The organism is Fictibacillus sp. WQ 8-8, from assembly GCF_024494405.1.
Lineage (GTDB): Bacteria > Bacillota > Bacilli > Bacillales > Fictibacillaceae > Fictibacillus_C > Fictibacillus_C marinisediminis.
In genome coordinates this window covers 282963-309672 of sequence record NZ_JAMXKG010000003.1, presented here as the reverse complement: position 1 = coordinate 309672, position 26710 = coordinate 282963, and the positions used below count along the sequence as shown (strand labels likewise).

Sequence of the window (26710 nt, the reverse complement as noted above, 5' to 3'; positions counted from 1 at the left end):
ACACTCCTATGTACCATTATATGAAAAAAACCTCTGCAATAGGGCAAAGGTTTTGTAAAATGTGCTATTTCTTCACAACAGCATGTCCGCCGAACTCGTTTCGAAGGGCCGCCACCACTTTTCCATGGAAAGTGTCATCCTCAAGCGACCTGAACCTCATAAACTGAGACAGCGCAATAACTGGGGCTGTAGCCTGATAGTCAAGCGCCGCCTCAATCGTCCATATGCCTTCTCCTGAAGAATTCATCACACCCCGTATATCTTCAAGTTTCGGCTGTTTGGAAAATGCGTTCTCCATTAGTTCCATCAGCCAAGAACGGATTACGGAGCCATTATTCCAGACCTTTGCGACTGCTTCATAATCATAGTCAAAATCACTTTTATCCAGAATTTCAAACCCCTCCGCGATCGCCTGCATCATTCCGTATTCGATTCCATTGTGCACCATTTTTAAGAAATGACCGCTTCCTGCTTTTCCTGTTTTCATAAAACCGTTTTCTATTGAAATCTTTTCATAGAGCGGAGCAACATAATCCACGGCTTCTTCATCCCCGCCGACCATGACACAAACACCATGGCGTGCTCCTTCAGTACCTCCGCTCGTTCCGCAGTCCACTAAATGAATTCCTTTTTCTTTTAATTCTTCGTAACGTCTAAGTGTATCTTTATACTTTGAATTCCCTGCGTCAATGATGATGTCGCCTTGGTCCAGATATGGTACCAGTTCACTGATCACACTGTCTACTGCAGGGCCTGCAGGAACCAATAAAATAATCGCCCGGCGTCCAGTAAAACCCTTTGCTAAATCTTCAAGTGTCTCCACCCCGAGTGCACCTTTTGAAGAGATTTGATCTACCGTTTCTTTATTGGTATCAAAAGCAATCACCTTAAAATCATGATCAATCATATTCTGTGCAATATTAAAACCCATTTTCCCCAGACCCACTAATCCGATTTCCATATGAATCACATCCTCTTCATTCTTTGACAATGCCTGCCTCATTAGTTATTCCACAATTAATACTCCTTTAACCTGAAATCAGCGAATGAATCTCCTGAGGTTGGCAACGCTAAAAAATGGGAGGTGATCATGTGACGAAGAAAAGCAGTGGTAAGGGCCAGGCTGCCAGCAGTGTAACACCTCAAGGAAAAGGTGATACTGAATTCGCAGCAGATCCGCAAACTAAGCTTGAAAATGCAGCAAAGAAAAGCAATACGAAAAGATAGAACATTGATCTGACAAAATGCACAGTGTGATGCTTAACGCTCGTGCATTTTTTCATGTGTGCCTTATACTTTCCTTATAAAAAGAAATGAGGGGTTTTGATGAAGAACAGAATCATAGAAAACAGAAGTTCGGCAAAAACTCTCCTGCAAATAACAGGATCCCTGCTCTTTATTGCAGGCATTCTGGGTTATTCCGGCAAGCTTTCTATGCCCGCCTATCTGTCTTACAGCTCAGCTGGTATGGGGATTTTGTTAACAATCGCCAGCGCTTTCAAAAAGTAATCCTCAATTTTATGTAAAATGTCTTGATAGTTGAACGATATATAAACTAGAACAACTATTTTAATATGATTGAGGATACAACCATGGCTAAGGTTAAACGGCATGAACTACTATTATTGTCCATCAACAAGAAAAAAAGATTTACATTAAAAGAACTCGCAGAAGAATTTAAAGTTTCAACCCGAACCATTCAAAGGGACCTGCTTTCCCTGATGGATATGGGACTGCCGATCGTGTCTGAATTCGGTCCCCACGGAGGATATAAACTTGAAAACGAAAGAATTCTGCCGCCAATCGGTTTTACAGAGTCTGAGGCACTTGCTTTCTTATTTGCTCTGCAGCCCTACAAAAAGAGCCTATCGTTCCCTTTCAGAAGGGAAGCTGTCTCTGGGCACGATAAATTTATCAACTACCTTCCCGATGATGCAGTCAAAAGGTTCGAAGAAATTCAAAAAAGATTGCTCATCCACCTGCCTTCCTACCCTGATCCCGTACCTTTCTTGCCTCTTTTTCTGGACGCATCATTGGAGCAGTGCCTGGTCACCGCGCACTATGAGCTGGGAGGGAACACCAAGCTCGGCAGACTTCAGACAATCGGGATCTATTGTGACTGCGGCAGCTGGTACAGCCCCTGTTACAGCCATACAGAGAACGAATTTCAAGTGATTGATTTAAAAGATGTAAAACAAGCAGCAATTCAAATTGAACATCAAGCTTTAATGGATTTCTCAGAAGTGACGATCACGAATTGGCCAGATCTTCTTCCGCCTTCCAAAAAGCTTCAGTTACATATTAAATTAGAAGGCGAAGGCATTCAGAAGGCTTTGAGACATCCCTCTCTCTCTTCTCATGTCATACAAGAGACCGATGGCAGCGGGCTCATTTCTATGTATATACTGACAAATGATATTCACAGATTTGCAGAATTAATATGGTCCCTCGGCAGCGATGCCCAGGTCGTACAACCGGCTGAAATCGCAGAGATTATACGGAAAAAGACGGAGCTCATGAGCAGAAACTATGAAAGGATTCCAACCTTTTAAAAAGTTTGAAAGTCTTTTTACTCATAAAAGTTGCCAAAAAGGAGTATAATGTAAGTATTACACTTAAGGGGGATACCCATGGCCTTTTTTTCCAAAAACCCGATCGAACCAGTTCCTGACGTAGAAACGAAAGTATGGGCATGTGAAAATGAGGAGTGCACATGCTGGATGAGAGCAGATTACTCTCTGCAGGAAACACCAAAATGCCCGATTTGCAAATCAAAGATGGCTCAAGAAATCCGCATGCTCCCCGAGCTAAAATAAAGATGAAACAGGATCATATTTAAGTCCCTGGACTTATAATATGATCCTTTTTTCTTGCTATTCCCTATGTTTATCGATAAGTCCATCCGGGTATAGAAGATGAAAAGGAGGAATTCGACAATGAACAATCAAACAACGAAAACAACTGACACCAAAGACAAAACCAACTTTACCAAAGGTGTTCTTGTTGGGGGGCTGGTTGGAGCCGCAACCGCTCTATTACTGACTCCAAAATCCGGAAAGGAAATGCGCCGGGATTTATCCAATCAAACATCTAATCTAAAAGAAAAAACGATCCAAATGAAGGACGAAGCAAAATTGAAAACTCGTCTGGGAACAATGGCTGGGAAAGAAAAGGCTTCTAACATGGTGGGAAGCGTGAAAGATATAACCAGTCAAATGACTTCTCAAGCTAAGGAAAAGATTAATTCGATGAAAAACAAAAATGAGAATTCGGCTGTTTCACCAACCACTCAAAACGATCCCGAAATACCACCTTCTCCTGAGGCATCTAAAGAAACACTCGGAGAATAATACAAACTATAGCCCAGCTCTTTAGCAGCTGGGCTTTTTTATGTTTTTTTCACGCGCTCCTCTATCATCTCTTTCTTTTTAAGAGTGTATTCTTCATAATATCTGTTCTCTTTTAATACATTAGGTAGAGATATATTATGGGGGGGTGTTGATATGCACATCCATGTGGTTCAGCAGGGTGACAGCCTATGGGGTATTGCCCATCACTATGGTGTTGATCTTCAAGTCATCATGAACGAAAACGATGTAAGAGATCCCAATTCACTGGTTATCGGCCAGGCACTGGTGATCCCTCCTCCCTTTCCGCGCTATCGTGTACAGCAAGGCGATACCCTGTATTTAATAGCCGGCCGATGGGATACCTCCGTTCAAGCCATTGTGGACCGGAACAATATAGAAAAGACGGCTTATATTTATATAGACCAAGAACTCATCATCCCCGTCCATGTTGTGCACCCAGGCGACAGTCTGTATGTGATTTCCATGAAGTATGGCGCAAGCATTCAAGGAATCGCCGAAGAAAATAATTTATCGGCTGCACATGTTATTTATCCCGGACAAAAACTGACCATTCCTTTCGAGAGGCCGGTAAAAGAAATCAATGCCTACATCAGCAGCTATACCCCCGCTATTCAAAAAGAAATACATTCAAAAGGAAAATATTTAACGTATATTACGCCTTTCAGCTATACCATCAACAAGGACGGGACACTTAACCCTCCAAAAGACGAAGTCGTCCTTCCCGCAGCCAAATCAGAAAGCATTTCTCCTTTAATGGTAGTGACCAACTTTCAAAACGGGACATTCGATACTGAACTCATAAGCGCTGTTCTTTCGGACACCAGCATTCAGAGTAAACTGCTTAACACTATCCTTTCGGTCATGAGGAACAAGGGATATAAAGGGGTTAACTTCGATTTTGAATACATTAGCCCTAACCAGAGGGAAGCTTACAACCAGTTTCTAAGGCGGACCGTATCCTTATTTAAACCTCTTGGATATATCACATCCACCGCGCTCGCTCCAAAGCTTAGCGCAGGACAAAAAGGAATTCTCTATGAAGCTCATGATTATCGGGCACATGGTGAAATCGTAGATTTTGTCATTGTTATGACGTATGAATGGGGATGGATCGGCGGCAAACCGATGGCGGTTGCTCCTTTAAGCGAAGTAAAGAAAGTCCTGGAATATGCATTGACAGAAATACCAGCTAACAAGCTTGTCATGGGTGTCCCTCTGTATGGCTATGATTGGAAGCTGCCTTTTGTTCAAGGAACGTATGCTCAGACTGTCTCTCCCCAAGAAGCGGTCGACCGGGCTCGACGTTACGGAGCATCGATTCAATATGATGAGAAAGCTCAATCGCCCTTTTACAATTATTATGATGGAAGCGGCGCCCAGCATATCGTCTGGTTTGAAGACGCGCGAAGCGTACAGGCAAAATACGCCGCAGCCAATGGTTATCATTTAAGAGGCGTCAGCTATTGGCTCCTGGGACCGGCATTCCCCCAAAACTGGTATGTTCTTCAAAATGAAATAAAGCCGAAAAAATACTAGGGATATTTCATCATGATGCAGAAACCAAGAACTGTTATGGATGATGAAGCTGGACACCAAATTTTTATTTTCTTCAAAAAAGCAGCGCGGCGTTTTAACGCCGCGCTGCTTTTTAATTTCTACACCCACCACATGTCTGCTGGTGTTTCTTCAATAATGACATCATTCAAATTTTTCACGGCGCGTGCAAACCCTTCATTAATCGACATGAGCGGATCCTCATGTTCAATACTGACTACATAATCGTAGCCATACGTTCGAAGCGCACTGATCATATCTGACCATTCCTGAACGCTGTGTCCGCATCCTACTGAGCGGAAGCTCCATGCACGTGATTTCACTTCGCCATAAGGCTGCATGTCTGTCAGTCCATATAAATTTACATTATCCTGATCAATATAAGTGTCTTTGGCATGGAAATGATGGATAGCATTCTCTTTGCCTAGTATTTTGATAGCCGCTATCGGATCAATCCCCTGCCACCACAGATGGCTTGGATCAAGGTTGGCACCAATGGCATCACATGTTTCTTGACGAAGTTTCAACAATGTGTAAGGAGTATGAACGAGGAATCCCCCATGCAGTTCAAGGCCAATTTTTACGTTCTTGTCCTTGGCATACTGTCCCCACTCATGCCAGTAAGGAATCAGTTTTTCTTCCCATTGCCATTTTAAGATGTCGCCATATTCATTCGGCCAAGGTGTAACCGGCCAGTTTGGGTATTTCGCTCCTTCATGATCCCCAGGTACGCCTGAAAAACAGTTGACGACAGGCACTCCTAGCAGATTAGCAAGATCGACGGTTTTAACAAACGTGTCATGAGATTGACGGGCAAACTCTTGGTCAGGAGAGAGCGGATTTCCATGGCAGCTGAGAGCACTGATCGTTAGATCTCTGGATTTCACCTGATGGAGAAAATCCTTTCGTTTCTCTTCACTGTCAAAAAGTTCATCTAAATTGCAATGTGCGTTTCCCGGGTAATTCCCTGTCCCGATCTCCACGGCCTTAACGCCGGCTTTCTTCACATGATCGAGCATTTGTTCAAACTGCATATCTGAAAATAATACGGTAAATACACCTAACTTCATTGACTCTCCACTTCCTTTCGATAATCAAGTTTAACGCTGCTCCCAGTAAGGCTGCTTTTATAGATGGCTTCAATCAGCATAGAGACCATTCGTGCTTCCTCCGGCTTGACGACCTGTTCAGCCAGGCCGAGACAGCATTCTACAAAATTCTCCGCCTGCGGATTTCCAGGGTTTTCATCACCTGGAATAAAGGATGCCTCAGAATTAAGGAGCATGCCGTGTTTTGCCTGATTCAAGTGAAAAGGAAAAACATCCAGCCCGCCTTTTTCACCAGAAATGCTAACATTCTCCACATCATCTTTAATGTTGGCTGACCATGAGGTTTCTAATAAAAGAGACGCACCGTTTGCAAAACGGATGTACCCTGTTACATGGTCATCCACTTCAAATGTTTTATGGTCAAACTCACCCCAAAGATTAACTTGGTCAGGAGTACGGCTCAAAAGATTATATTGAGAGCCCATTACTTCCACAGGAACAGGATTGCCCATCAGCCATAAGGACAAGTCCAGCAGATGACAGCCATAATCGATCAGGCTTCCCCCTCCCTGCAATTCTTTATTTGTAAAGACTCCCCAGCCGGGAACCTTTCTTCTTCTGAGCCCCTGGGTTCTGATGACAAGCGGCTCGCCGATCTCACCTTCTAGCATCACCTTTTTGGCAGCCTGGGCATTTTTCATAAAACGATAGTGATAAGCGATGGAAAGAATTTTGCCTGATTCTTTTGAAGCCTGAATCATCCGGTCACATTCTTCGGTAGACAGCGCCATTGGTTTTTCACATAACACATGGACACCGGCTTGGAGTGCCGCTACCGCAATTTCTGCATGAAACTTGTTTGGAGTTGATATGATTACGGCATCAATGTGAGGAAGCATCTCATGATAATTCTCATACACAGATGGAATATCATACTTCTCTGCAATCTGTTCAGCACGATGAACGTTTAAATCACTTACACCCGTAATCACTGCCTTTTCAGCTAAATTTTGAATGGCTGGAATATGCCTTCCTTCAGCGATTCCTCCCACCCCAATCAAGCCTACTTTTAGCAGATTCATGCGAGCACCCCGTTTTCGAGACTCACTGTCTTCTTCGTTTCGCTTGCTTTTAGTGCAGCAATAATGACAGCAAGAGACCGTTTTCCTTCTTCTCCGGATACAGCTGGCTCTGTGTCGTTCAGGATGCAATCTGCAAACTTGCCGATCACGCGTGAATCATTCTGGCCCCCTGAATCATTCGTCTGAATCTGGCCCAGAGAGTAGTTTACAGTTGAACCATCTTTGTATTGAGCGATCAAAGAATACTCAGGGCTTTCCTCGAGGCGCAAAATGCCTTTCTCTCCATAGATGATAGTAGAGTTGTCCTCTTTTGAGACATAGGACCAGCTCGCTGCAAGTGTTCCGATCACTCCGCTTGCTGTTTTTAATATACATACCGCTGTATCATCTACGGTAGCGTTTTTCTTTGAAGACGTTTCCACAAATGATGCCACTTCATCCACTTCTTCACCTAATATGAAGCGGATCAGATCTGTTTTGTGAACACCAAGGTCTCCCATCGCTCCGATAAATGCTTTTTCTTTTTTGAAAAACCAGCTGTCCGTGCCTTCTGCGCTCCATGTTTCTGGCCCAGGATGTCCGAATGCTGTTCTAAAGCTGTAAACCCTGCCCAGTTCTCCACCAGCGATCAATTCCTTCGCTTTTTCATGAGATCGGACAAAACGCTGATTATGAGCGATCATTAGTTTTTTCCCGTTTTTCTCACTTGCAAGGATCATTTGCTCTGCTTCCTCAAGTGAAGTCGCCATCGGTTTCTCGCATAAAACATGCTTGCCGCTGTTTAATGCAGCAACGGAAATAGGCGCATGAAGGTAATTGGGTGTGCACACACTGACAGCTTCAATTTCAGGATCATTAAGCAGATCTTCATAAGAATAGTACGCTTTTGCACCGTATTCTTTGGCAATGTGATCCGCTCGTTCATGATTAATGTCGCATACTGCGGCAATGATGGTTTGTGAATTGTTTTTATACTCTGGTAAATGTCTGTGCTGAGCGATGCTTCCGCATCCAATGACTCCAACTTTAATCATCCTGTCTTCCACTCCTTTTAGTTTTGATTGGCACCAATTGCTTCAAGAGGTTTTGCATTCCCGTAAACCGGTTTATCGCTTCCTGCAGGTTTTGCCCATTGAACGGCATTTAAGATGACCTTTTGTACATCGGCATTATGATAGGTAGGATAGGTTTCGTGTCCCGGACGGAAATAAAAAACTTTTCCTTTCCCGCGCTTGTATGTGCACCCGCTCCTGAACACCTCTCCGCCTTCAAACCAGCTGACGAAAACCAGTTCATCAGGAGCCGGGATATCAAAATGCTCTCCGTACATCTCTTCTTGAGGCAACTCAATATATTCACTGATTCCAGAAGCAATCGGATGGGATGGATCGACTACCCATAGACGTTCTTTTTCATCTGCTTCCCGCCATTTCAAATCGCAGGAAGTGCCCATTAGTTTTTTAAAGATTTTTGAGAAGTGTCCAGAGTGAAGGACAATTAATCCCATACCATCCAGAACACGCTGATAAACGCGCTCTACTACTTCCTCTTTTACTTCATCGTGTGCTATATGTCCCCACCAGACAAGAACGTCTGTCTGATCAAGAGTCTGCTGGCCTAACCCGTGTTCTGGCTCATCAAGAGTTGCGGTATCTGCGTCTACCCCTGCTTTTGATAAAAATTGCTGGATGGCACCGTGAATTCCTTCAGGATACACCGAGCGTACAGCCGGATTTTTGTTCTCATGGCGATTTTCATTCCAGATGGTAACCTTCATTGCGTTCCACTCCTTCTATTTATGTAAGAAATAACCTCTTCTGTTTATAAGTAAACGTTTACGTATCAGACGAGGTAGAACCTTTATACTTTTCAGAATGTAAACGTTTACCTATATTTTACGGCACATTACTCGTTTGTCAAATGTTAAAATACAGTAACTTGAATTTATTTTCATCGGCAGCAGGTTTTAAAATCCTGATAAGGGCTATAGTTACCATACAGTCTCATTTAAAGGAGAGAAACATATAATGGATAACCATAAAAAACAAAAGGAATTGCTTGATCGAAACGACAAAGAGAATGCCTTTAAACGGAGCCAGGAAAAACAACTGGAGCGGGATCAGCTCGTCATGCCTGCTGATGAACTTCCGTTAGAAGATTTTGAAGATGAACAAAATGAGGAAAGAAATAAAAAAGCTACAAAGAACACTTCGTCATCAGAAAGAAAACTAAACCCTCCTGAGGGTGATCGTTAATACTCGGAGAATAACGTAATCCTAATTATAAAATGCCGGTACAGCCTTCGACTGTACCGGCATTTTTTATTGATTTGCTTCCTGTTCCCACGCTTTTACTGTTTGATCTCGCGGTAGTAAAAACGTCAGTATACCGGCTATTGGAAAAAAACTGACCAATACCATAATGAAATGTACACTGAAGGCGTCCGCCAGGTTTCCGAGGATAACCGAACCGAGAGCTCCCATTCCAAAAGCAAGCCCGACAATCAGTCCGGATACCATTCCAATCCTTCCGGGAAGCAGTTCCTGAGCATAAACAACCGTCACTGAAAAACTGGTCATTAGAATAAAACCGAGCAGCAAGAATATTGGATAGATCCAAATTAAACTGACATATGGCAGCAGGAGTGCGAGCGGAGCAGAACCCAGCATCGACCAGAAAATCATATTTCTCTTTCCTAATCGGTCGGCCATCGGTCCTCCAAAAAAAGTTCCGAGAACGCCAGCTGCCAGAAAGACAAAAATATAATACTGCGCATGGCGAATGGAAAGGCCATAATCCTTAATCAAATAAAACTGGTAGAAGTTTGAGATTCCTGAAAAATACCAAGATCGCGCAAATACAAGAAAGACTAAAAGACATACGGCAAAGATAATCTGCTTCTTTCTTTTTGGATTTGCAGCTTTCTTAGACGGCTTTTTTGTCACTCTCGGAAAGTTTACAAGCCTTGACCGATACCATCCAGACACAAAAACCAGGACGATGATGGCCATGGCTGCTGCTGATGTAAACCATATCGCTCCAAACTGGCCGAACGGAACGAACACAAGAGCTGTCATGACAGGCGCCAATGAATTTCCTGTATTCCCTCCAACCTGATAAATCGATTGTGCCAATCCTCTCCTCTTCCCGGCTGCCATATACGCAACACGTGATCCTTCCGGATGAAAAACAGCAGAACCAAGGCCGATCAGGATAACCGAGAGCAATATGTACGTAAAGTTATTAGAATAAGCGATGCCAACCATTCCGATCAAGCTGGATGCCATCCCAAGAGGAAGCAAATATGGTGATGTGGTCCGATCCGTATACCAGCCTACAACCGGCTGCATGATGGAAGAGGTAATGTTTAGTGAGAATGCAATCCATCCAAGCTGGGCAAAAGACAGATTCATAGACTTCTCTAGGATCGGAAAAATAGCTGGAATAACCGCCTGCATCGCATCGTTTAACAGATGCACAAAACTGATCGCAAAAAGCATCTTGTAAATGGTTGCTGATGACGAGGGTTCCTTTTTTAACGAAGCAACACCCATGACATATCCTTCTTTCTCTAATTGGTTTATATTGTTAAAGATTATCATTCTTTTACGGATTTTTACAAATAAAAAGAAGAACGATGGAGCTAGACAAAAAAAGCATCAGAAGATTACTCTTCTGATGCTTTTCTTCTTCCGCTTTCTGCATTGTCGGATTCTTTCACACGGGCCTTACCCATAAAGATAATGAACAGCAGAGCGATGACCACAGAGATCAGGGAGTACTGAAAGATTTTTGCAATGGAATCTGCCAGAATTCCCGTCATTTTATTGAGGACTTCAGGCGGTATTTGTTTACGGACCTCCGGCTGAAGGAGAGCCCGCGAATCAACATTCTTTTGAAACTTAGAGAACTGAGGCAATGCATCTTTTAATTTATCGGTCAGCAGATTATTCTGAATCGTACCGAAGATGGTGATACCGAGAGTCATTCCAATCAGGCGGAAGAATGCATTCTGTGAGTTAGCAGATCCCCTCTGACGAGGATCAAGCATATGGACAGAAGCCATACTTAGAACAGGGAAGGAAAACCCTACTCCAATTCCTGTCAGAACCATATATAGAGTGACCATGAGCCGAGAAGTGTCGGCTGACATGGTGCTCAGCAAGTAAACACCCACCAGGAAAATGCTGCCGGAAACGAGCATCACATTTCGATAGGAAGAGTTGATGACGGTACGCCCTCCTGTCTGGCTCCCAACAACAACCCCGATCATCATTGGCATTAAAATTAATCCAGCGTTTGTTGCCGAACCGCCAAACACACCTTGTATGTAAATGGGAATGTACATGGTAGCTAGTATAAAGACAGAACCGTAGAAAAAGGCGATGCCCTGGCTGGACAGAAACAGTCTGCTTTTAAAGAGATTCAAAGAAACGATAGGGTCTGCCGCACGTCGTTCTACTAGAATAAAAAGGATAAAGAGAACGGCAAATGCAGCAAATAAAGATAGGATAAGTGCGGAATCCCATTCATAATCTTTTCCTCCGAATTCGAGGGCAAACATCAAGCTGACGATCGAAGCTACGAGCAGGCCCGCTCCTAAATAATCAATTTTTTGTTCTCTGTGCTCAAGAGATTCAAAATAATACTTCAAGATAAAGAAAAGCGAAAGCAGTCCGAGCGGCAAATTAACATAGAAAATCCACCTCCAATCCAAGTAGTCGGTCAAATATGCACCTAGCAGAGGACCGAAGACACTGGACATTCCAAAGACGGCACCAAAAAGGCCTGTCATTTTCCCTCGCTGCTCTACCGGAAAGATATCAAAAATGATCGTAAAGGCAATCGGCATCAGGGCACCACCGCCGATTCCCTGTATCGCACGGTAAACGGAAAGCTGTGTCATACTGTCTGCCATTCCGCACAGAACCGATCCGATAATAAAGAGACCCAGACCTGTAATATAAAATTTTTCCCTTCCATACATGTCAGAAAGTTTTCCGAAAATAAGCATACTTGCCACTGACGCAATCATGTACGAGGATGTTACCCAAATGAACTTGTCCAGCTCACCCAATTCAGCAACGATTGTTCCGAGGGCTGTTGCCACTATTGTGTTGTCCATAGCGGACATGAGAATTCCGAGCAGCAGGCCTGCAACAACAAAATTTTTGTTGCTCTTTTGATTAACCATATTTTTGTCTCCTTGAAATGTTAATGAAATAGACAGGTATATACTTTTCGACTTTTAGAATTTAAATCCTGCCGGAAAATCAAAAAGGAAGAGCGGCAGCGCTCTTCCTCTCCAAAAAAAACTACTTATAATTTTTCAATGATTTTATTGATGATCCCGTATTCAAGAGCTTGTGCTGCCGTCATGAAGAAATCTCTGTCGGTATCTTTTTCGACACGCTCAAGCGGCTGTCCTGAACGGTCTGAAATGATCTTATTTAAGATTTCTCTCGTTTTTATAATTCGCTTGGCATGGATGATCATATCTGCAGCCTGCCCTTGTGTTCCTCCTAGCGGCTGATGAATCATGACTTCTGCGTTTGGGAGGGCAAACCGTTTGCCTTCCGCCCCCGCGACCAGCAGAATGGCACCCATGGAAGCAGCCATTCCTATGCAGATGGTTGAAACAGCAGGCTTGATGAACTGCATTGTGTCATAGATCGCCAATCCCGCGGTAACCGACCCTCCTGGAGAATTGATGTAGATGGAAATATCTTTTTCCGGATCTTCCGCTGCTAGAAACAGGAGCTGAGCCACAACAGAATTGGCTACATTATCATCGATGGCACTTCCAATGATGATGATACGGTCTTTCAAAAGCCGGGAATAAATATCGTAGGAACGCTCACCACGGTTAGTTGTTTCCACTACCATTGGGACTAAATTCATTTTCATCTTCCTCCTATAGAATCGTTATGCAGCCTGGCAAATCGGTGTGGAAGCTGCGCCTTCTGATGCGATTTTTCCGAATCCGGACGTAATATAAATGACTTTTACCGGGGTATTATCTTCACTTTCAATCGAAATTTCCGTTCTGATTTCTTCTTGCCCTGCCTCTTCCCTTTCAGTCCGCTTCTCTACTAAAGCTATGACTTTATCGGCTTGATCTGCCTGCTTCTTGCTCTTTTCCCAGGCAAGAGAAGGATGCTTTTTCACTTCATTCATCCCTCGATTCCTCCCTCCGGTTTTGGATAGACAGCAATAGACACCTGATATTCTTCGCCTTGCTCATTTTTTCCAGACTGATATTTGCCAACAAGCTGGTGAAGCAGTGAGAAATACTCATTAATGAACTGGTTGCGTTCCTCCTCATTGGACAAGGAAACTGAAGTTTGCAGAATGGCACTTGGAATTTGTTCATCCTCTGCTTTTTCCATGAGCTGCAGCGCATCTTTCTTCATGGTTTCAGTTAAGGTGAGAACGTGGGCCAGCGCATGCTGATCTTTTAATTTCTGTGAAGTTTCCGGTGACAAGCCAAGAGAGTCAGAAAAAATTAACGTTTTGGCCACTGCTTGATAAAGTACTTCTACCAAATTCCTCACATTCCTCGTTCCTGCTCTGAAAACAAGCCCTACTTTTTCTAAAGCCTTTAGATGGTAATTGATCTTCTGCGGTGAATCATTGAGCAGCTTTGCTATTTCTGTTGCAGAAGCCGGATCTTTTAGAGCACTGAGCATCTCGGAACGAATGGGATGGAGCAAAGCCGCAGCCTGCTCAGGCAGCGTTACAAGATACGTCTCTTCAATCGATGCATTCTTTTTCACTGGTTCACCTCACTTAAAAAATTTATTTTACGTAAAATCATTTTATTACGATAGGCTTATCTTTGTCAAACATTTCTAATTTTAATCAAAAAAAGTGACAGAAGCTTGTGCTTCTGTCACTTTAATAGCGGCATAACGGCCAATAGGATAAAGATTAATACCATAGCTGTATTGAAAAAAAACTCTGTTTTAAGTTTAAAATAATATCGTTCAATGGCACGAAACAAAAATACTGCAGCTAAGATTCCGAATAACAGGGCCGGACTGTTAATGTACATTCCATTCCATAAAGCCAGCAAAAAGCCGAGGAACAGCAGTACCATTTCCGAATACGCCCATATCTTATTTCTCTTTTTCATCGTGGCACCTCTTTCTTGCGTACTCTTTTATAGTACGAAGAACACGGTTGTTCGGTGCCATATCCCTATTTAATTAATGAGTCTTGCTTTCCATGCCTTCTCTACCCGTTCAAGCAGACCGCTTGCCGCCTTCTCTGGATCCACATGCTGGCTGATGGCTGATATGACAGATACTCCATCCGCTCCGGCTTCGATTACTTCAAATGCGTTTTCTACAAAAATGCCGCCTATTCCCACGATTGGTGCTGTAATCCCTGCTGCTCTTAGCTCTTTTAAAACAGAAAACCCCATAACATCACGCGTATCCATCTTTGTACTTGTATCAAAAATCGGGCCCACTCCTAAATAATCTGCTCCAGCCCGTAATGCATCTTCTGCTTCTTCAACATTGTGAACCGAAACGCCAAGAATTTTATCGGGGATGCGGCTGCGGATTTGATTGAGATCTCCATCCTCCTGCCCGACATGCAGACCATCGGCATTCAGGCTGATCATGAGATCGATATCATCATTAATAATAAAAGGAACATGGTATTTTCCGCAGATTTTCTGCAAGCTAAGAGCTAAGGCATATTTCTGATCAGGTGATAGACACCCTTCGCCCTTTTCACGATATTGAAAAAGCGTCGCTCCTCCCTTTAGCGCTTGCTCCAGCACTTGTTCAGGTTCAGCTCTGCAGTTTAAGCTTCCCATAATAAAATAAACTTTCAACTGCTGTTTAAGCGTATTATATTCCATCTGTAAGCCTCCTTAGCTCCACCTGCCGGCCGTTTTCAAGTCTTCAGGGTTTAATAGATAGAGCTCATCCAATAATGCTGTCTGAAAGGAGCCTGGTCCTGCCGAAACGGCTTGAGCGCGTTCAGCACAGATTCCCAGCATCGTCAAAGCGCCCGCGGCCCTCAGGCAGCAGGAAAGGCCGGTTTCCAGAGATCTGGCCATAAACAAACCGATGAGAGAGGTTGAAAAACAGCCGGTCCCTGTCACGTAAGACAATATTTCATGTCCGCCACTAATCGCTATGGATTCCTTTCCATCACTCACTGCATCCTGTTTTCCTGTAATGACAATGACCGAACCGAGCTTTCTGGCCGCATGCAAAGCAAGCTCATCATCGTTTCCTGATAGTTCACCATCAACCCCTTTGCCACCCCAGTCACCTCCATACAAAAAGGAGATCTCTGCAGCATTGCCGCAAATGACATCGGGAGAAACCTTTTCTACCAGCTCTTCAACGGCTTTCTTCCTTAATTGGGAAAGTCCTGCACCCACCGGATCCAAAATGACAGGAATGCCCAGTTCCTTCGCTTTTTTTCCAGCCAAAACCATTGCATTAACTAAGTCAGGTTCAACGGTTCCAATATTTAAAACCAGTGCGTCAGCTGCCATGACGGCTTCTTCAGCCTCTTCATAATGATGAGCCATCATCGGGCTTCCTCCAGCTGCCAAGATGCCGTTCGCTAAAAAATTCATCGTTACTTGGTTAGTGATGTGATGAATCAGAGGTTTTTTCTTTCTAATGTCTTCTAAAAGCACACTCAGTTCGTTCATGCCTGATTCCTCCTGTATGCCCAATGGTTTGTCGGCCCATGCCCGCTGCCAATATGAAGCGGGTGGCTGATTGCTTCCTGAATAAAAGTTTTCGCTGTTTTTACAGCATGAAACGGGGTTTTTCCAAGTGCCAGTTCAGCAGCAATGGCAGCTGCAAACGTACAGCCGGTTCCATGGGTTTGCGGTGTATCAATCCTTCTTCCTTCCAGCTCATGCATCTTCTCGCCATCATAAAACAAGTCGACTGGCGCTTTATCATGAGAGAGATGGCCTCCTTTGATCACGATCATTCCTGCTCCTAAATCATGCAAAAATTTTGCAGCATCCTCCCTGTCTTGCTTTGTGGAAATGCTTCTTCCAGTTAGCTGCTCAGCTTCGGGAATATTCGGTGTCAGGATCGAGGCTAGAGGAATCAGCTGTTTTTTCAGGGCTTCTACTGCATCCCTTCTCAGAAGGTTAGCCCCCCCTTTCGCGATCATTACAGGATCCACAACAACGTTTTTCCATTCATACTTTCGAATATGATGAGATACCGCTTCTATAATTTCTGCACTGAAAAGCATACCCGTTTTTAAAGCTTCAGGACGAAGATCCTCTTCTATGCTGTTTAACTGTTTCATGATCATCTCAACAGGCACCGGGTGGATCCCCTGAACACCTAATGTATTCTGTGCGGTCACAGCTGTGATGACAGACATTCCATAGGCTCCCAATTCCTGAAACGTCTTTAAATCGGCCTGGATTCCTGCTCCCCCTCCTGAATCTGATCCTGCAACTGTCAATGCTTTTGGTGTTTTTAACATATGGAAGAACTCCTTTCACCACTAGAAGAGCGCAAGTGGCCCGTTCTGTTAAGGTCCCTGTGCACTGAAGCTGAACATGACCTCCTTCGACCGCTCAAAAGCCGCCTTCTGAAGAGAAGGCGGCTTAAACATGAATGCTGATAAAAGTTTAAGCCACTTCCCTCCGCCAGTATTAACCGAATCAGGTTCAAAGGGTCAAAGACATTTCTTTTCTCAGCTTTAAATCAAAGCTCCCCTAGTGGTATACGATGTATGATGTTATTTCTATCCTATATGACAGCGGCCAAAGCGTCAAACAAGGGATAAAATTTGTCGAAAAGTTAGGCTGCTGTGTTTAAAAACGAACGGATACGGGCATTATTTATACAACACCCGATAGAAAATCTGGAGGGAGAGAAATTATGAATATTAGAGAGAAACTGCAAAATTTAAAACAAAATCCAGAAGATGTTTACAGTCATTCACAAACAGAAGAATCCTTCTCAAGAAATTACACCAATCCCGTCGAAGTCAAATATATCCCTGCAGAAGATGTTTACGAATTAAAAGTATTTGATATGGAAGGCGGTGAACAGCTGGACAGTAAAAAATTCCATTCTGTAGATGAAGTTCTGGCTGATTTAAAAATTGAGAAGCAAAATGAAAAAAACTAAATTTTCAGATTAAACTGTTGCTATTATTACCATTGATAAGTATACTAGTAAAAACCCATTAACGCATGAGCTTTCAATCCTACAAGCTTCTGCAAAAAAATTCAAGGAGGAATAGAGCATGAAAGACAATACATCGTATAATAAAGACATGAACGATCTTGTGAAATATAAACTTCAGAAGAAAAATGACCCGTTCGCTTTTAATATGGTTGCTCAGATGATCCTTGATGAGTCGCTGCACGCCCATCAGATGAAACGTTATAAAGAAAAAATAGATGAAGCCCTGGAAAAACGTGATGAAAAACTGTTCATGAAACTGACGGATGAATATATAAAATTCCTTGGATAAGAAACCAAACCTTTTACGGTTTGGTTTCTTTTTTTGAACGCTGTTTTCTTCTTAAGTAAAGCCATGCTCCTCCAACAGCCACGAAAAGGATAATGACAGGCGACAATCCAATGAGTGCAATAATGAGATAGGAAATAGTATGAACCAGTCCATTCCACGTCTCTTTAAATAAGGTCTTTGAATTTCCCCAGGTGTTCAGCTCTTTATTGTTCTTCGTCCCAATATTTTTCACATCAAAATGGACCGTAACCGTTGAAAAATCGCTTTGATTCTCTAAATAGTTTATTCTGCCCTGGATTTTTTCAATTTGTTCCTGCACTCCTGATAGTTCTTTTGATATGGCAAGGAGATCCTCTGTTTTATCTGCATTTTTCATGAAGCTTTCCAAACGGTTACGAACAATGCGCTTTGCCTTCAGCCTTGCTTCCAAGTCAGTATATTCCTCTGTAACATCTCGTCCATTTATGATTTCATGAGGACTCCCAGAACTTAATTCTCCTGCCTTTTTTGTGAAAACAAGAAAATCTTTCTTTGGAATTCTTATTTTCAGGTAACCCCCATTTTGCCCTTCTTCTTCAGACAAGGATTCACTTTCAACGATATAGCCGCCCATTTGTTTTGTGAGTTGTTCCACTTCACTCCGGACCTTCTTAACGTTTTGAACGCTTATCATTATTTCACTCGTGTAAATCATTTTTCGTCCTTGGTCGGCAGCAGGCTGCTTGTCTTCTTTAGCGGATTCCCTTTTCATGCTGGTGGAAGAGCTTCCCCCTTCAGACGACTTTGATGCCATGTTTTCATCCTTGCTGCTGCACGACGCCAGAACTAAAACGATCAGCACCCATACGGCCATAAACTGTTGATTTCTCTTTTTTATCATCATCATGTCCCCCTTTTATCTATAGACGACCCAAAGCTCCTATTCGTTACAATATATGGTAATTTTATAGCTTTGAGTTGCAATATCACCCGAATATGCTAGTATTTACAAAGTGATTTATTTACAACAAGAGCAGTGAAGTACGGAGGGTAACATGAACAAAGTAGGAAGAAACGAACCGTGTCCATGCGGCAGCGGGAAAAAATATAAGAATTGCTGTTTTCGATCGGTCACAACCATTCTATTAAACAAAATTGTGGAAGTGAGCCGCCATCAGGAAGGCTTAGCTAAGTTTGCCTTTGACCATTTTCATGAAGAAATGGGGAGCCAAACACGCAATTACATAGAAAAATACAAGATTGGAAGAGATGAAGAACAAACGTATGCGAATCTGATGGTTTGCTGGCTGATGTTCCATTCTGACGTGAAGGACGGCAGATCACCAATTTCGTATTACCTTAAAGAGCAAAAAGGGAAAGAACAGCCGGAAATCTTGGATATCATAGCAGACTGGGAGAAGAGTTTCCCTTCTGTTTATAAAATGATCTCAAAAGTGAACCGAAATACCTTTTTATTACAAGATGTGATGACCGATCAGGAATACACGGTCGAATTTAATTCTGAGATTCTTCCACAGGACGGAACCGATCTAGCAGGTTCTATTATCTACACTGGAGAACATTACGAATTTTACATTGATTTTGCAGAGATTCCTCAGGGAGAATTGCAAAAACGCTTAGATGCGCTGACTGACTTGAAAATAACCTTGAAAGATGATTTTCCTAAAGCTCTACAAGTTCTTTTGTCGAAACTAGAGAAAGCAGCTGATGAAGACGCTGTGCCGCAGCCGGCTGATAGAGTTCTATCTTTGCTTAAAGAGAACGCATCAGAGGAGATCTACAATGAGGCAGAAAGAATTTGGAATGTGTGGAACAAGACACAAAATCCAATTATCCGTAAAGAACAGCCCTATGCAGCCGCTCTTCAATATTTGGCGTCCAAGGACGTCCTGAATGAGCCTGCCACACAATCTGAAGTAGCCAAACGCTATGGCACTTCCGCATCCAGCCTTTCTGCAAAATACCGTCAGCTTAAAACTGCTTTAAACTAAAAAAGAACCTGCTCAAATGAACATGTACCTGTCAAGTAGACAGAGATAAAAGACTGCCATTATGCGGCATGAGTTCGATATTCCAAGGGACTCATGCCGTATTTATTCTGGATACGTATTTCGTTATAATAGTGCATATAGTCAGCTATGGTATCTTGAACTTCTTCACGTGATGTTTTAAAAACCTCATGAATAAGTGAAAACAATTCCTGATCTTGATAATTTTGCTGTTGAATGCTTTGCTATAAACATAGGAACAGTTTCTCTGAACTCATGATTTCGTTCCATAAAATATGTCCGAACAGCTGATGTTTGTTAACAACAGCGGAAACCTCAATCTGCTGAATCAATTTCTGAGGGGTTACATCCTCTTCAGTATCCTGCCAATCGTGTATAGGCTGAAGAATGGATAGATCAATCTGCTGCTTGTTTACGAGCCCTTCAATGAAACAAACGACAAACGGAACAGGTCTCTCATAGAAAGGCAGGATCTTCACATCCATGCTCTCACCTAAGATATTTTTCAAGTGATCGAGGTTTTCATCAATCTGTAAAGAAACTTCAATATTTTCATAAGCTTTAGCTTCTGAACCTGCAATCGGCCGTCGTTTTAAACGTTTCCTGATCTTCATCCATTCATTCACCTCCACTTTGTTTACTTCTCATTTTCTGTAGTAAGCTGCCTTTTTATTCGATAAAACAAAAAGCCCTGCTGAAAACTCAGCAGAGCAAATAGATAATGACGATTATTTGGCTTGTTGTTTCAAGAATTCATCACTTGAAGTTTTGCCTTTATTTCTATTTAAATACCAATACAGCGGCAAGCCCAACAAAGTCACAGCGATTGCAGTTAAGCTGTCCCTCGGATTATCAAAGATCGTCGCAATCACGATATAACCAGCCCCTATGATCGCAAACGCTGGAACAAACGGAAACAGAGGAACGCTGTACGTCCTTTTTTTCTCTTTGTTTCTTTTTCTCAATAAAAAGACGGCATAGAAGGCAAAAATGTAAAAAATATAAATTGCAAATATCGCCATGGCTGATAGGTAATCCGGGTTGGAAACAAGCATCAGAATAACGGCAAACACGACTTGCAGCCCTGTCGCAGGGATCGGTGTTCCAAACTTTTCTGAAACAGAAGCCAGAAAGCGGGATGCCGGAAGCTGCTTGCGTTGAGCCATGGCGTACGTTACCCTTGGGAACGTCAGAATTTTCCCATTAAGACAACCGAAAATAGAAACGGCGATTCCAATAGCAATCAGCTTTCCGCCAATATCTCCGAATAATAAGGAAGCTGCTCTACCTGCAGAGTTCTCGCCGAGGTCGACGATCGTGCTTGCAGGAAGTACATGAAACATCGCTACATTTACAAGGAGGTAAGCTGCTGTGACAACAAGAATACCGCCGACGATGGCTTTAGGAAGAATTTTTGCAGGGTTCTTCATTTCACCTGCTACAAAACCAACCATCAGCCATCCATCATATGCCCACAATGTCGCCAATATGGCTGCTCCCATACTAATCTCGCCTGTTAGTCCGCTGCCTGCATTCAGGACCTCTTCATTTCCTTTCCAGATCCCAAACACAATAATTAAAATAATAGGCAGCAGCTTTCCTATCGTTGCGGCGTTCTGAACAATTCCCCCGTACTTGGTGCCGAAACTATTAATGGCCGCCAAGAAAATAACGGTTATAATGCCAATCCATGGACCGGTCTTTTCATTCCATCCAAAAAGGTTCGCGATCAAAGAGCCAAAATAGAGTCCAAGCCCTCCAATGACAGCAGGTCCGTAGATGACCGTCTGAACCCATCCGCTTAAATAACCCCATACTTTTCCGTATACTTCTTCCATATAGACGTATAGCCCGCCTGTTTTTGGAATTTGAGTGGCAACTTCTGCAATGGTCAGGCCGCCTGCCAGGGTGATGAGTCCCCCCAGTATCCAGGCCAGCAGCGCCATATTGGAGCCTCCAGCATACTCAATTACCTTTCCAGGCTTCATAAAGATACCTGATCCGATCACTGTTCCAATTACAATAGACATCGCCACTGAAAGCCCGATGTCTTTTTTGAGACCTGCTTCTGTGTTCACTTTTCTGTCCACTCCCAAACTATTTTTGTCTATTCTAGAAGGACTTTCTTTTAAAAACTTTATCATAGCCGGGATCATCTGTCACTACGCTCAAAAATAGTAATAGTATTCAAAAAAATCCAAATATACTACTAAGAACTTAATCATCATCTAATTCTGACTCAGCCAGCCTTTTCTCTTTATATGCCTTGTCTTTTTGGGCATAAAATACTTCAGCCTTTTCAATCAAGGCTCCTGAATTGTATTCCGGAATTCCAGCAGATCTTTCATAAACACCTTTAGGGATTAAACAATTGGCTTCTGGCCAGTATAAAGCGGCGTTACGCCTTTTTATGTCTGCAATCTTCACCCGGCCCCGAAACAAACCGTGCCGATTGTAAACCACAATGGATTCTCCTTCCCGTAAACCAAGCTCTAAAACGTCCTTCAAGTGAAGGAGTACGTCTTCTCTGGATGCTTGGTTAAAAGGATCCGTTTTATGATAAACCATGGAATTGAACTGTTTTCCTCTCCTTGTCGTAATGGTAAATTCTCCTCTTCCCTGCCGCTGTTCCGGCAGATCAATAGCAAAAAGCCGCCCCCTGCCGTCTTCTGTCGGGCAAATGCCTCCTTCACAAAGCCAGGCACCTCCCCATTGAAACACATCTCCTTTTTTGCAAAGATCCTGTATCCCTTTATAGTTTGGAGCAGCCATTGCAATCTCCTTTCTGACTGCTTCTGCATCGGAGAATTGCATGATATGCCTTTGATCCGGCCTGACTCTAGAAGCAAGTTCACTATAGATCTCCCATTCCGGACGTGCTTCTTCCATCCGCGGCCCATTAATTTCAGGTGAAAAATAGACCATTCTCTCGGTTGAAGTGGAAGTCCCGCCACCCGGCTGTTCATACCTTGTCATTGCAGGAAGGACGATGACACAATCCCTGGCATCAAGCAGAGTAGATGTATTAAGGATGATGTCCTGATGGACTCTGACTTCTATGTTTTCGAGACAGGACTTTACAAAATCTGGATCTGGCATGGTCTCCAAAAAGTTCCCGCCTGACATGTAATACAGCTTCAGCTTTCTGTCTGCATCTTCAGTAAGGAGAGCATTCTCCAGGCTGATGCCTAGTATGTCTCCTTGCCAGTCTGGTATAGCAAAACCCCAAACCGATTGTACGCGCTGCAGTGTTCTCTCATCAAATCCGCCGCCCGGCAAACTAAAGGGATCGGCTCCCATCTCACCTGCACCCTGGACACCCGAATGCCCGCGAATAGGCATCAAACCGCAATTTTCCCGGCCCAGAAATCCTCTGAGCAGTGCGAGATTAACAATCTGTGACACATTATCGGTGCCAAACCTATGCTGGGTCAGACCCATTGACCAGACAAATACACCCGACTTAGAGCAGGCCATGATCTCTGCCAGTTCGCAGATTCGCTCTCTCCCTATGCCCGAAGACTTTTCAAGATTTTCCCACGTCAGACCGCGCACATGACGTTTCATCTCTTCAAGCCCTTTTACATGATCGTTAATAAACGAATGCTCCAGAGCTGAACCTCTCTCTTTACGCTCCATCTCAAACCAGTGCTTAATGATTCCATTAATCAGTGCAATATCCCCGCCAATCTTTACTTGATAAAAATCATCAGCAATTTTGGTACCGAATACAGCTGAATCAGGAATGGAAGGAATCCAATAGCGTTCCATGGAAGGCTCTGCATAGGGATTGATGATAATTACTTTTGTTCCCTTTCTTTTGGCAGCATAAATATACTTTGTAGTAACCGGCTGGTTGTTCGCTGAAACAGATCCCCAGAACACAAGAACGTCGGTCCCGATCCAATCCTTATAGCTGCAGCTTGATGCCCCTATACCAAGCATCCGGTTTAAAGATGTCTTAGAGGGAGAATGGCAGATTCGCGAGGCGTTATCAATATTATTCGTTCCAATAAAACGAGCTGCTTTTGCTGCTATATAATAGGATTCATTCGTTATTCCCCTGGAAGTCAAATAGAACGCAAGCTGTTTCGGAGAAATGGCTTTTATTTTTGTGGCAATCGTATTTAGTGCTTCATCCCAGGTGATCCGCCGAAAATGCTGATCTCCTTTTTTTCTAATCAGCGGGTAAGGAATTCTGCCAAGCTGACGAAGCTCGGAACTGCTGTATTTCTTTAAGTTTTGTATATCATCATGCAGCATTTTTTCAGGTATTGCCGGCATTGTGTTTAAACGAAGCACATTGAGCCGGGTGGTGCATAGATGCATCCCTGAAAGGGTCTGGTCACGCAATCCGGAAACACCAAGTGCACATCCGTCACATACCCCCTCGTTCAATATTTTTGCTGCATATTTCAAGTTATCACGGTTCTCCCATGCTGCTTTCAGTGTGTCTCTTACATGATGAGGTTTGTTTTTCCCAAAACCAAATGGAACAGGACTCGCCCAAAGTGAGGGATCCGGCTTGAGCGGAAGTGATACTGGCCCTGTATGCTTTGTATTTCCCATACCATCGCCCCTTTGTCTGCTTGTGACGATTCTTTCTACTATTTTAAGAAAGGGACATCCTGTATATTCTGATTTTCCCTGCACCTAATAACTCTTTTTAAAAGCAAGGATCGCCAGGTACGACAGACCGATGACACCAAAAAGGGGATAGAGATAATGGAGAAGAGAGGAATACCCAAACAAACTGATGACATATCCGCCTCCCATTAAAAGGCCGAAAATGACATTGGAAGATAACTTGAAAGATTGTTTCATCGGTTCGATCAGCCCGAATAAATTGCCGATCAATGTGGTGAAAATCTCCCCATAAACCACAATCAAAAATAGAAAGTGGACAAAAATACCCAGTTTGCTGATGATCTCTGCTACCGGAATTTCATATTGTACAGACTGCGGCACTAAGTATAGAGCAAAATGGCTGTTCAAAAGGATAAATGTAAGGCCTAATCCACCGAGGGCCCCTCCCCATTTAATGACTGTATCATCTTCTGCTTCACGGCTTAATGGGACGAGAACGGCCTGTGACAAGGTCAAATTAAAGGCAGCATATGTAAAGGGGCTGAGCAGCCATTTCCAATGCTGAGTAAAGTCTTCTGTTCTAATTAGGGGAGCTTCTATGGGAGAAAAAAGCATCGATACGGAAATGATCAAGGAGAATAAAATCATGACCGGAACGATTACTGAATTGGTCCACAAAATTCCGTTCATTCCTTTTTGCATCACCAAAAAGCACAGGATGATCGTTAGCATGATACCTGCATGAAACGGCAGATGAAGCTGTTCTGAAAATAAGGCTCCCGTTCCTGACAGCATGACCGAAGTGACCCCAAACAGCATGATGAACATGATGAAATTAATTCCCGAAGCAAATCGGTCTCCAAATAAATACCGGTTTAACGATTCATAGGTATCCGCCCCAATCGTTCGGGCCAGCAGCATAACTTTCGTCCCCAAAAAAATAAATAAGAAACCGCTGATTAAGATTCCCAGGAAACCAGCTGAACCATGGACGGTAAAAAACTCCACGATCTCTCTTCCTGTTGCAAAACCCGCTCCTACAACCGTCCCGATATAGGTGGCGGCTATTTGAATGATCTGTTTTCGCCGAATACCCATCCTGCCCTCCACTCAACTCGACCTCTCCGTTTAAATGTATGCCTGTACGAGGAAATTAGAAGAGCCCTGTGAGAGCCGGTACGCTCTACGTTTAAACATTAAGCTCTGTTATTGATTTTTGCAGAGTGTGATCGAAACGCCTTCTTTAGGAGAAAAAGACTCGAGTGTCTCCTTCAAGCAACAATATGCTGTAACAAAGCTAAAACAAAAAAAGAACACAGCATCCTGTGTCCTTTTTGGTATCTTATTTCTTTTTTCGTTTTGGCAGTTTATCAAGGAGCCATCCTTTTCCGATTTCACAAAACCGGATTGGCATCTCCATTGAAATTAATATCTGGTCTTTTCCGATTATATTTAACATCCCGGTTTCCTCGTTCACTTGGCTAACTTCCGCGCTATCTGTTCCAGACACCGGTACGATCATCTTTTCATTGTTTAATCCTTTAATTTTAAAAACCTTTCCATCGAATGAAACTTTGTGACAATGTGGAGGGAGACCAAGAGTAATTTTGTTCACATTAAATACCTCCTAATAAAGATTTTCTCCATTGTAACAGATTATGTGCCTGTCTGTTCCTTATTTTTAAATTTTTTTAAATATTTAATTAATTTGTCGTATTATTGTATATAATCTTGCTATTTCTGCAAAAAAAGGTTCTTTACTGATGCTATTCCCCCTCACGTATGAACCAAATCTTGTCCTTCATCATATTCTATTAATCAATACTAGATTCACTACTCTCGAAAGTTTGAGGTGTTTTCACATGAGTAGAGCGCAATTATTATTTAAAAGCGGATCGGCGCTGGCTGGTGTTTATGCTGGTTATTTGTTTGGCTCGATGTCACCATTGATTAAAGCGCTTGTCATTCTTGCTATCATTGATTATATTTCCGGCATTTGCGCATCCGCCTACGAGGGAAAATTGTCAAGTTCTGTCGGCTTCAAAGGAATCATAAAAAAAGTCATCATATTTTGCATTGTTGCGGTTGCGCATTCACTGGATTCCTTATTCGGCGGACAATATATCCGGGATGCGACCATCTTTTTTTATTTATCCAATGAGCTTCTATCCATCATCGAGAATGCGGGCAGGACGAATATCCCGATTCCCGGGCTTATCCGAAAAGCATTCCTTATCTTGAAGCCCAAGTCGGATAAGGATAAAAAATAAACAAAAAAAAAGATCAGCTGCTGCTGATCTGTTTTTATAGTTGATAGTGAGAAGCGATCTTCCGAGCGATCTTATCAGGATCGATTTTGTACTCCCCAGCTTGAATTTTTTGTTTGAGTTCTTCTATTTTAGCACTTCGCTTATTCGTAAACTTATCGGCCATATATAACTCCTGAGCTTCCTTAGAAATTTCGACCTTATCTCGAAGTTCCTTTTTTTCCTCTTGCTGCTGTTTATTAACGGGTGCTGAATTATACAGCTTTTCCACTCTTTGTACGCGATTGATCTCCACAATAACAT

Annotated in this window: 33 protein-coding genes and 1 riboswitch; of the genes, 11 read left to right on the top strand and 22 right to left on the bottom strand. The window is 42.9% G+C overall.

The window, feature by feature from the left end; translation table 11 throughout:
• Positions 1-64 precede the first annotated feature (64 nt).
• Positions 65-961: a phosphogluconate dehydrogenase (NAD(+)-dependent, decarboxylating) gene (gene gnd, locus M1K46_RS06930; RefSeq protein ID WP_091006763.1), complete on the bottom strand. Its 897-nt coding sequence runs from the start codon at positions 959-961 to the stop codon at positions 65-67.
• A 131-nt stretch (positions 962-1092) separates the two neighbouring features.
• On the opposite strand from gnd, the gene sspL reads away from it, so the two are divergent.
• The 6 genes from sspL to M1K46_RS06900 all read left to right on the top strand — a co-directional run bounded on the left by sspL (position 1093) and on the right by M1K46_RS06900 (position 4907).
• Positions 1093-1227: a small, acid-soluble spore protein L gene (gene sspL / locus M1K46_RS06925; protein WP_369795751.1), complete on the top strand. Its 135-nt coding sequence runs from the start codon at positions 1093-1095 to the stop codon at positions 1225-1227.
• A gap of 99 nt (positions 1228-1326) precedes the next feature.
• The gene (locus tag M1K46_RS06920) at positions 1327-1509 is read left to right on the top strand and encodes a hypothetical protein (RefSeq protein ID WP_256225479.1); all 183 of its coding nucleotides are present in this window, start codon (positions 1327-1329) and stop codon (positions 1507-1509) included.
• Between the two features lie 83 nt (positions 1510-1592).
• Complete coding sequence (locus M1K46_RS06915; RefSeq protein ID WP_256225478.1) at positions 1593-2552, top strand: helix-turn-helix transcriptional regulator; 960 nt, start codon at positions 1593-1595, stop codon at positions 2550-2552.
• A 78-nt stretch (positions 2553-2630) separates the two neighbouring features.
• On the top strand, positions 2631-2816 hold the full coding sequence (locus M1K46_RS06910) for a cold-shock protein (RefSeq protein WP_053354887.1): 186 nt from the start codon (positions 2631-2633) through the stop codon (positions 2814-2816).
• 120 nt (positions 2817-2936) lie between these two features.
• Positions 2937-3350, top strand: coding sequence for a YtxH domain-containing protein (locus tag M1K46_RS06905; protein ID WP_053354888.1), 414 nt, complete (start codon positions 2937-2939; stop codon positions 3348-3350).
• A 153-nt stretch (positions 3351-3503) separates the two neighbouring features.
• Positions 3504-4907, top strand: coding sequence for a LysM peptidoglycan-binding domain-containing protein (locus tag M1K46_RS06900; protein WP_256225477.1), 1404 nt, complete (start codon positions 3504-3506; stop codon positions 4905-4907).
• Positions 4908-5026: 119 nt separating this feature from the next.
• On the opposite strand, the gene M1K46_RS06895 is transcribed toward M1K46_RS06900, so the two are convergent.
• Genes M1K46_RS06895 through M1K46_RS06880 form a run of 4 tightly spaced genes read right to left on the bottom strand, consistent with a single transcriptional unit; the run spans position 5027 to position 8833 of the window.
• The gene (locus M1K46_RS06895) at positions 5027-5995 is read right to left on the bottom strand and encodes a sugar phosphate isomerase/epimerase family protein (protein ID WP_256225476.1); all 969 of its coding nucleotides are present in this window, start codon (positions 5993-5995) and stop codon (positions 5027-5029) included.
• Complete coding sequence (locus M1K46_RS06890) at positions 5992-7056, bottom strand: Gfo/Idh/MocA family protein (protein WP_256225475.1); 1065 nt, start codon at positions 7054-7056, stop codon at positions 5992-5994. The genes M1K46_RS06895 and M1K46_RS06890 overlap by 4 nt, the downstream gene beginning before the upstream one ends.
• Entirely contained in the window at positions 7053-8090 is a 1038-nt protein-coding gene (locus M1K46_RS06885) for a Gfo/Idh/MocA family protein (protein ID WP_053354892.1), read from the bottom strand. Before M1K46_RS06885 ends, M1K46_RS06890 begins: the two co-directional genes overlap by 4 nt.
• Before the next feature lie 17 nt (positions 8091-8107).
• Complete coding sequence (locus M1K46_RS06880) at positions 8108-8833, bottom strand: ThuA domain-containing protein (RefSeq protein WP_053354893.1); 726 nt, start codon at positions 8831-8833, stop codon at positions 8108-8110.
• 250 nt (positions 8834-9083) lie between these two features.
• Here M1K46_RS06880 and M1K46_RS06875 point away from each other — a divergent pair, with 250 nt between their 5' ends.
• Positions 9084-9311 carry a hypothetical protein gene (locus M1K46_RS06875; protein ID WP_053354894.1) on the top strand — a complete coding sequence of 76 codons (228 nt, stop codon included), beginning with the start codon at positions 9084-9086 and terminating at the stop codon, positions 9309-9311.
• 66 nt (positions 9312-9377) lie between these two features.
• Here M1K46_RS06875 and M1K46_RS06870 read toward each other — a convergent pair whose 3' ends face one another.
• The 9 genes from M1K46_RS06870 to thiD all read right to left on the bottom strand — a co-directional run bounded on the left by M1K46_RS06870 (position 9378) and on the right by thiD (position 16542).
• The gene (locus M1K46_RS06870) at positions 9378-10610 is read right to left on the bottom strand and encodes an MFS transporter (RefSeq protein WP_256225472.1); all 1233 of its coding nucleotides are present in this window, start codon (positions 10608-10610) and stop codon (positions 9378-9380) included.
• A gap of 113 nt (positions 10611-10723) precedes the next feature.
• Entirely contained in the window at positions 10724-12250 is a 1527-nt protein-coding gene (locus M1K46_RS06865; protein WP_256225471.1) for an MDR family MFS transporter, read from the bottom strand.
• A gap of 125 nt (positions 12251-12375) precedes the next feature.
• A complete protein-coding gene (gene clpP / locus M1K46_RS06860) occupies positions 12376-12957 on the bottom strand; it encodes an ATP-dependent Clp endopeptidase proteolytic subunit ClpP (protein ID WP_053354897.1) in 582 nt (193 codons plus the stop codon).
• A 24-nt stretch (positions 12958-12981) separates the two neighbouring features.
• On the bottom strand, positions 12982-13233 hold the full coding sequence (locus M1K46_RS06855; RefSeq protein WP_053354898.1) for a hypothetical protein: 252 nt from the start codon (positions 13231-13233) through the stop codon (positions 12982-12984).
• A complete protein-coding gene (locus M1K46_RS06850) occupies positions 13230-13832 on the bottom strand; it encodes a winged helix-turn-helix domain-containing protein (RefSeq protein WP_256225470.1) in 603 nt (200 codons plus the stop codon). Before M1K46_RS06850 ends, M1K46_RS06855 begins: the two co-directional genes overlap by 4 nt.
• A 116-nt stretch (positions 13833-13948) precedes the next feature.
• Positions 13949-14191: a hypothetical protein gene (locus M1K46_RS06845; RefSeq protein ID WP_256225469.1), complete on the bottom strand. Its 243-nt coding sequence runs from the start codon at positions 14189-14191 to the stop codon at positions 13949-13951.
• A 69-nt stretch (positions 14192-14260) separates the two neighbouring features.
• On the bottom strand, positions 14261-14929 hold the full coding sequence (gene thiE, locus M1K46_RS06840) for a thiamine phosphate synthase (RefSeq protein WP_256225468.1): 669 nt from the start codon (positions 14927-14929) through the stop codon (positions 14261-14263).
• 12 nt (positions 14930-14941) lie between these two features.
• Positions 14942-15739 (bottom strand): hydroxyethylthiazole kinase, encoded by a 798-nt coding sequence (gene thiM, locus M1K46_RS06835; RefSeq protein ID WP_256225467.1) that lies wholly within the window; start codon positions 15737-15739, stop codon positions 14942-14944.
• Positions 15736-16542 carry a bifunctional hydroxymethylpyrimidine kinase/phosphomethylpyrimidine kinase gene (gene thiD / locus M1K46_RS06830; RefSeq protein WP_256225466.1) on the bottom strand — a complete coding sequence of 269 codons (807 nt, stop codon included), beginning with the start codon at positions 16540-16542 and terminating at the stop codon, positions 15736-15738. The genes thiM and thiD overlap by 4 nt, the downstream gene beginning before the upstream one ends.
• A gap of 141 nt (positions 16543-16683) precedes the next feature.
• A riboswitch (TPP riboswitch) is annotated at positions 16684-16789 on the bottom strand.
• Between the two features lie 154 nt (positions 16790-16943).
• Between thiD and M1K46_RS06825 the strand changes: the two genes are divergently transcribed.
• Positions 16944-17195 (top strand): hypothetical protein, encoded by a 252-nt coding sequence (locus M1K46_RS06825; protein WP_091006300.1) that lies wholly within the window; start codon positions 16944-16946, stop codon positions 17193-17195.
• A 118-nt stretch (positions 17196-17313) separates the two neighbouring features.
• Positions 17314-17544, top strand: coding sequence for an IDEAL domain-containing protein (locus M1K46_RS06820; RefSeq protein WP_053354905.1), 231 nt, complete (start codon positions 17314-17316; stop codon positions 17542-17544).
• 13 nt (positions 17545-17557) lie between these two features.
• On the opposite strand, the gene M1K46_RS06815 is transcribed toward M1K46_RS06820, so the two are convergent.
• Positions 17558-18427, bottom strand: coding sequence for a DUF4349 domain-containing protein (locus tag M1K46_RS06815; RefSeq protein ID WP_256225464.1), 870 nt, complete (start codon positions 18425-18427; stop codon positions 17558-17560).
• 151 nt (positions 18428-18578) lie between these two features.
• On the opposite strand from M1K46_RS06815, the gene M1K46_RS06810 reads away from it, so the two are divergent.
• On the top strand, positions 18579-19535 hold the full coding sequence (locus tag M1K46_RS06810) for a YecA family protein (protein ID WP_256225463.1): 957 nt from the start codon (positions 18579-18581) through the stop codon (positions 19533-19535).
• 59 nt (positions 19536-19594) lie between these two features.
• Here the strand turns inward: M1K46_RS06810 and M1K46_RS25810 are convergent, their stop codons facing one another.
• The 6 genes from M1K46_RS25810 to M1K46_RS06785 all read right to left on the bottom strand — a co-directional run bounded on the left by M1K46_RS25810 (position 19595) and on the right by M1K46_RS06785 (position 25755).
• Positions 19595-19741, bottom strand: coding sequence for an IS3 family transposase (locus tag M1K46_RS25810; protein WP_091006288.1), 147 nt, complete (start codon positions 19739-19741; stop codon positions 19595-19597).
• Between the two features lie 36 nt (positions 19742-19777).
• Positions 19778-20167: a spore germination protein gene (locus M1K46_RS06805; RefSeq protein ID WP_256225462.1), complete on the bottom strand. Its 390-nt coding sequence runs from the start codon at positions 20165-20167 to the stop codon at positions 19778-19780.
• Between the two features lie 114 nt (positions 20168-20281).
• Positions 20282-21631 (bottom strand): APC family permease, encoded by a 1350-nt coding sequence (locus M1K46_RS06800; RefSeq protein ID WP_256225461.1) that lies wholly within the window; start codon positions 21629-21631, stop codon positions 20282-20284.
• A 139-nt stretch (positions 21632-21770) separates the two neighbouring features.
• Complete coding sequence (locus M1K46_RS06795) at positions 21771-24122, bottom strand: FdhF/YdeP family oxidoreductase (RefSeq protein ID WP_256225460.1); 2352 nt, start codon at positions 24120-24122, stop codon at positions 21771-21773.
• Between the two features lie 84 nt (positions 24123-24206).
• Positions 24207-25238: a YkvI family membrane protein gene (locus tag M1K46_RS06790; RefSeq protein WP_256225459.1), complete on the bottom strand. Its 1032-nt coding sequence runs from the start codon at positions 25236-25238 to the stop codon at positions 24207-24209.
• 244 nt (positions 25239-25482) lie between these two features.
• On the bottom strand, positions 25483-25755 hold the full coding sequence (locus tag M1K46_RS06785) for a hypothetical protein (protein WP_256225458.1): 273 nt from the start codon (positions 25753-25755) through the stop codon (positions 25483-25485).
• 247 nt (positions 25756-26002) lie between these two features.
• On the opposite strand from M1K46_RS06785, the gene M1K46_RS06780 reads away from it, so the two are divergent.
• The gene (locus tag M1K46_RS06780) at positions 26003-26410 is read left to right on the top strand and encodes a phage holin family protein (RefSeq protein WP_091006270.1); all 408 of its coding nucleotides are present in this window, start codon (positions 26003-26005) and stop codon (positions 26408-26410) included.
• Between the two features lie 34 nt (positions 26411-26444).
• Here M1K46_RS06780 and flgM read toward each other — a convergent pair whose 3' ends face one another.
• Entirely contained in the window at positions 26445-26702 is a 258-nt protein-coding gene (gene flgM / locus M1K46_RS06775) for a flagellar biosynthesis anti-sigma factor FlgM (protein WP_256225456.1), read from the bottom strand.
• Positions 26703-26710 lie beyond the last annotated feature (8 nt).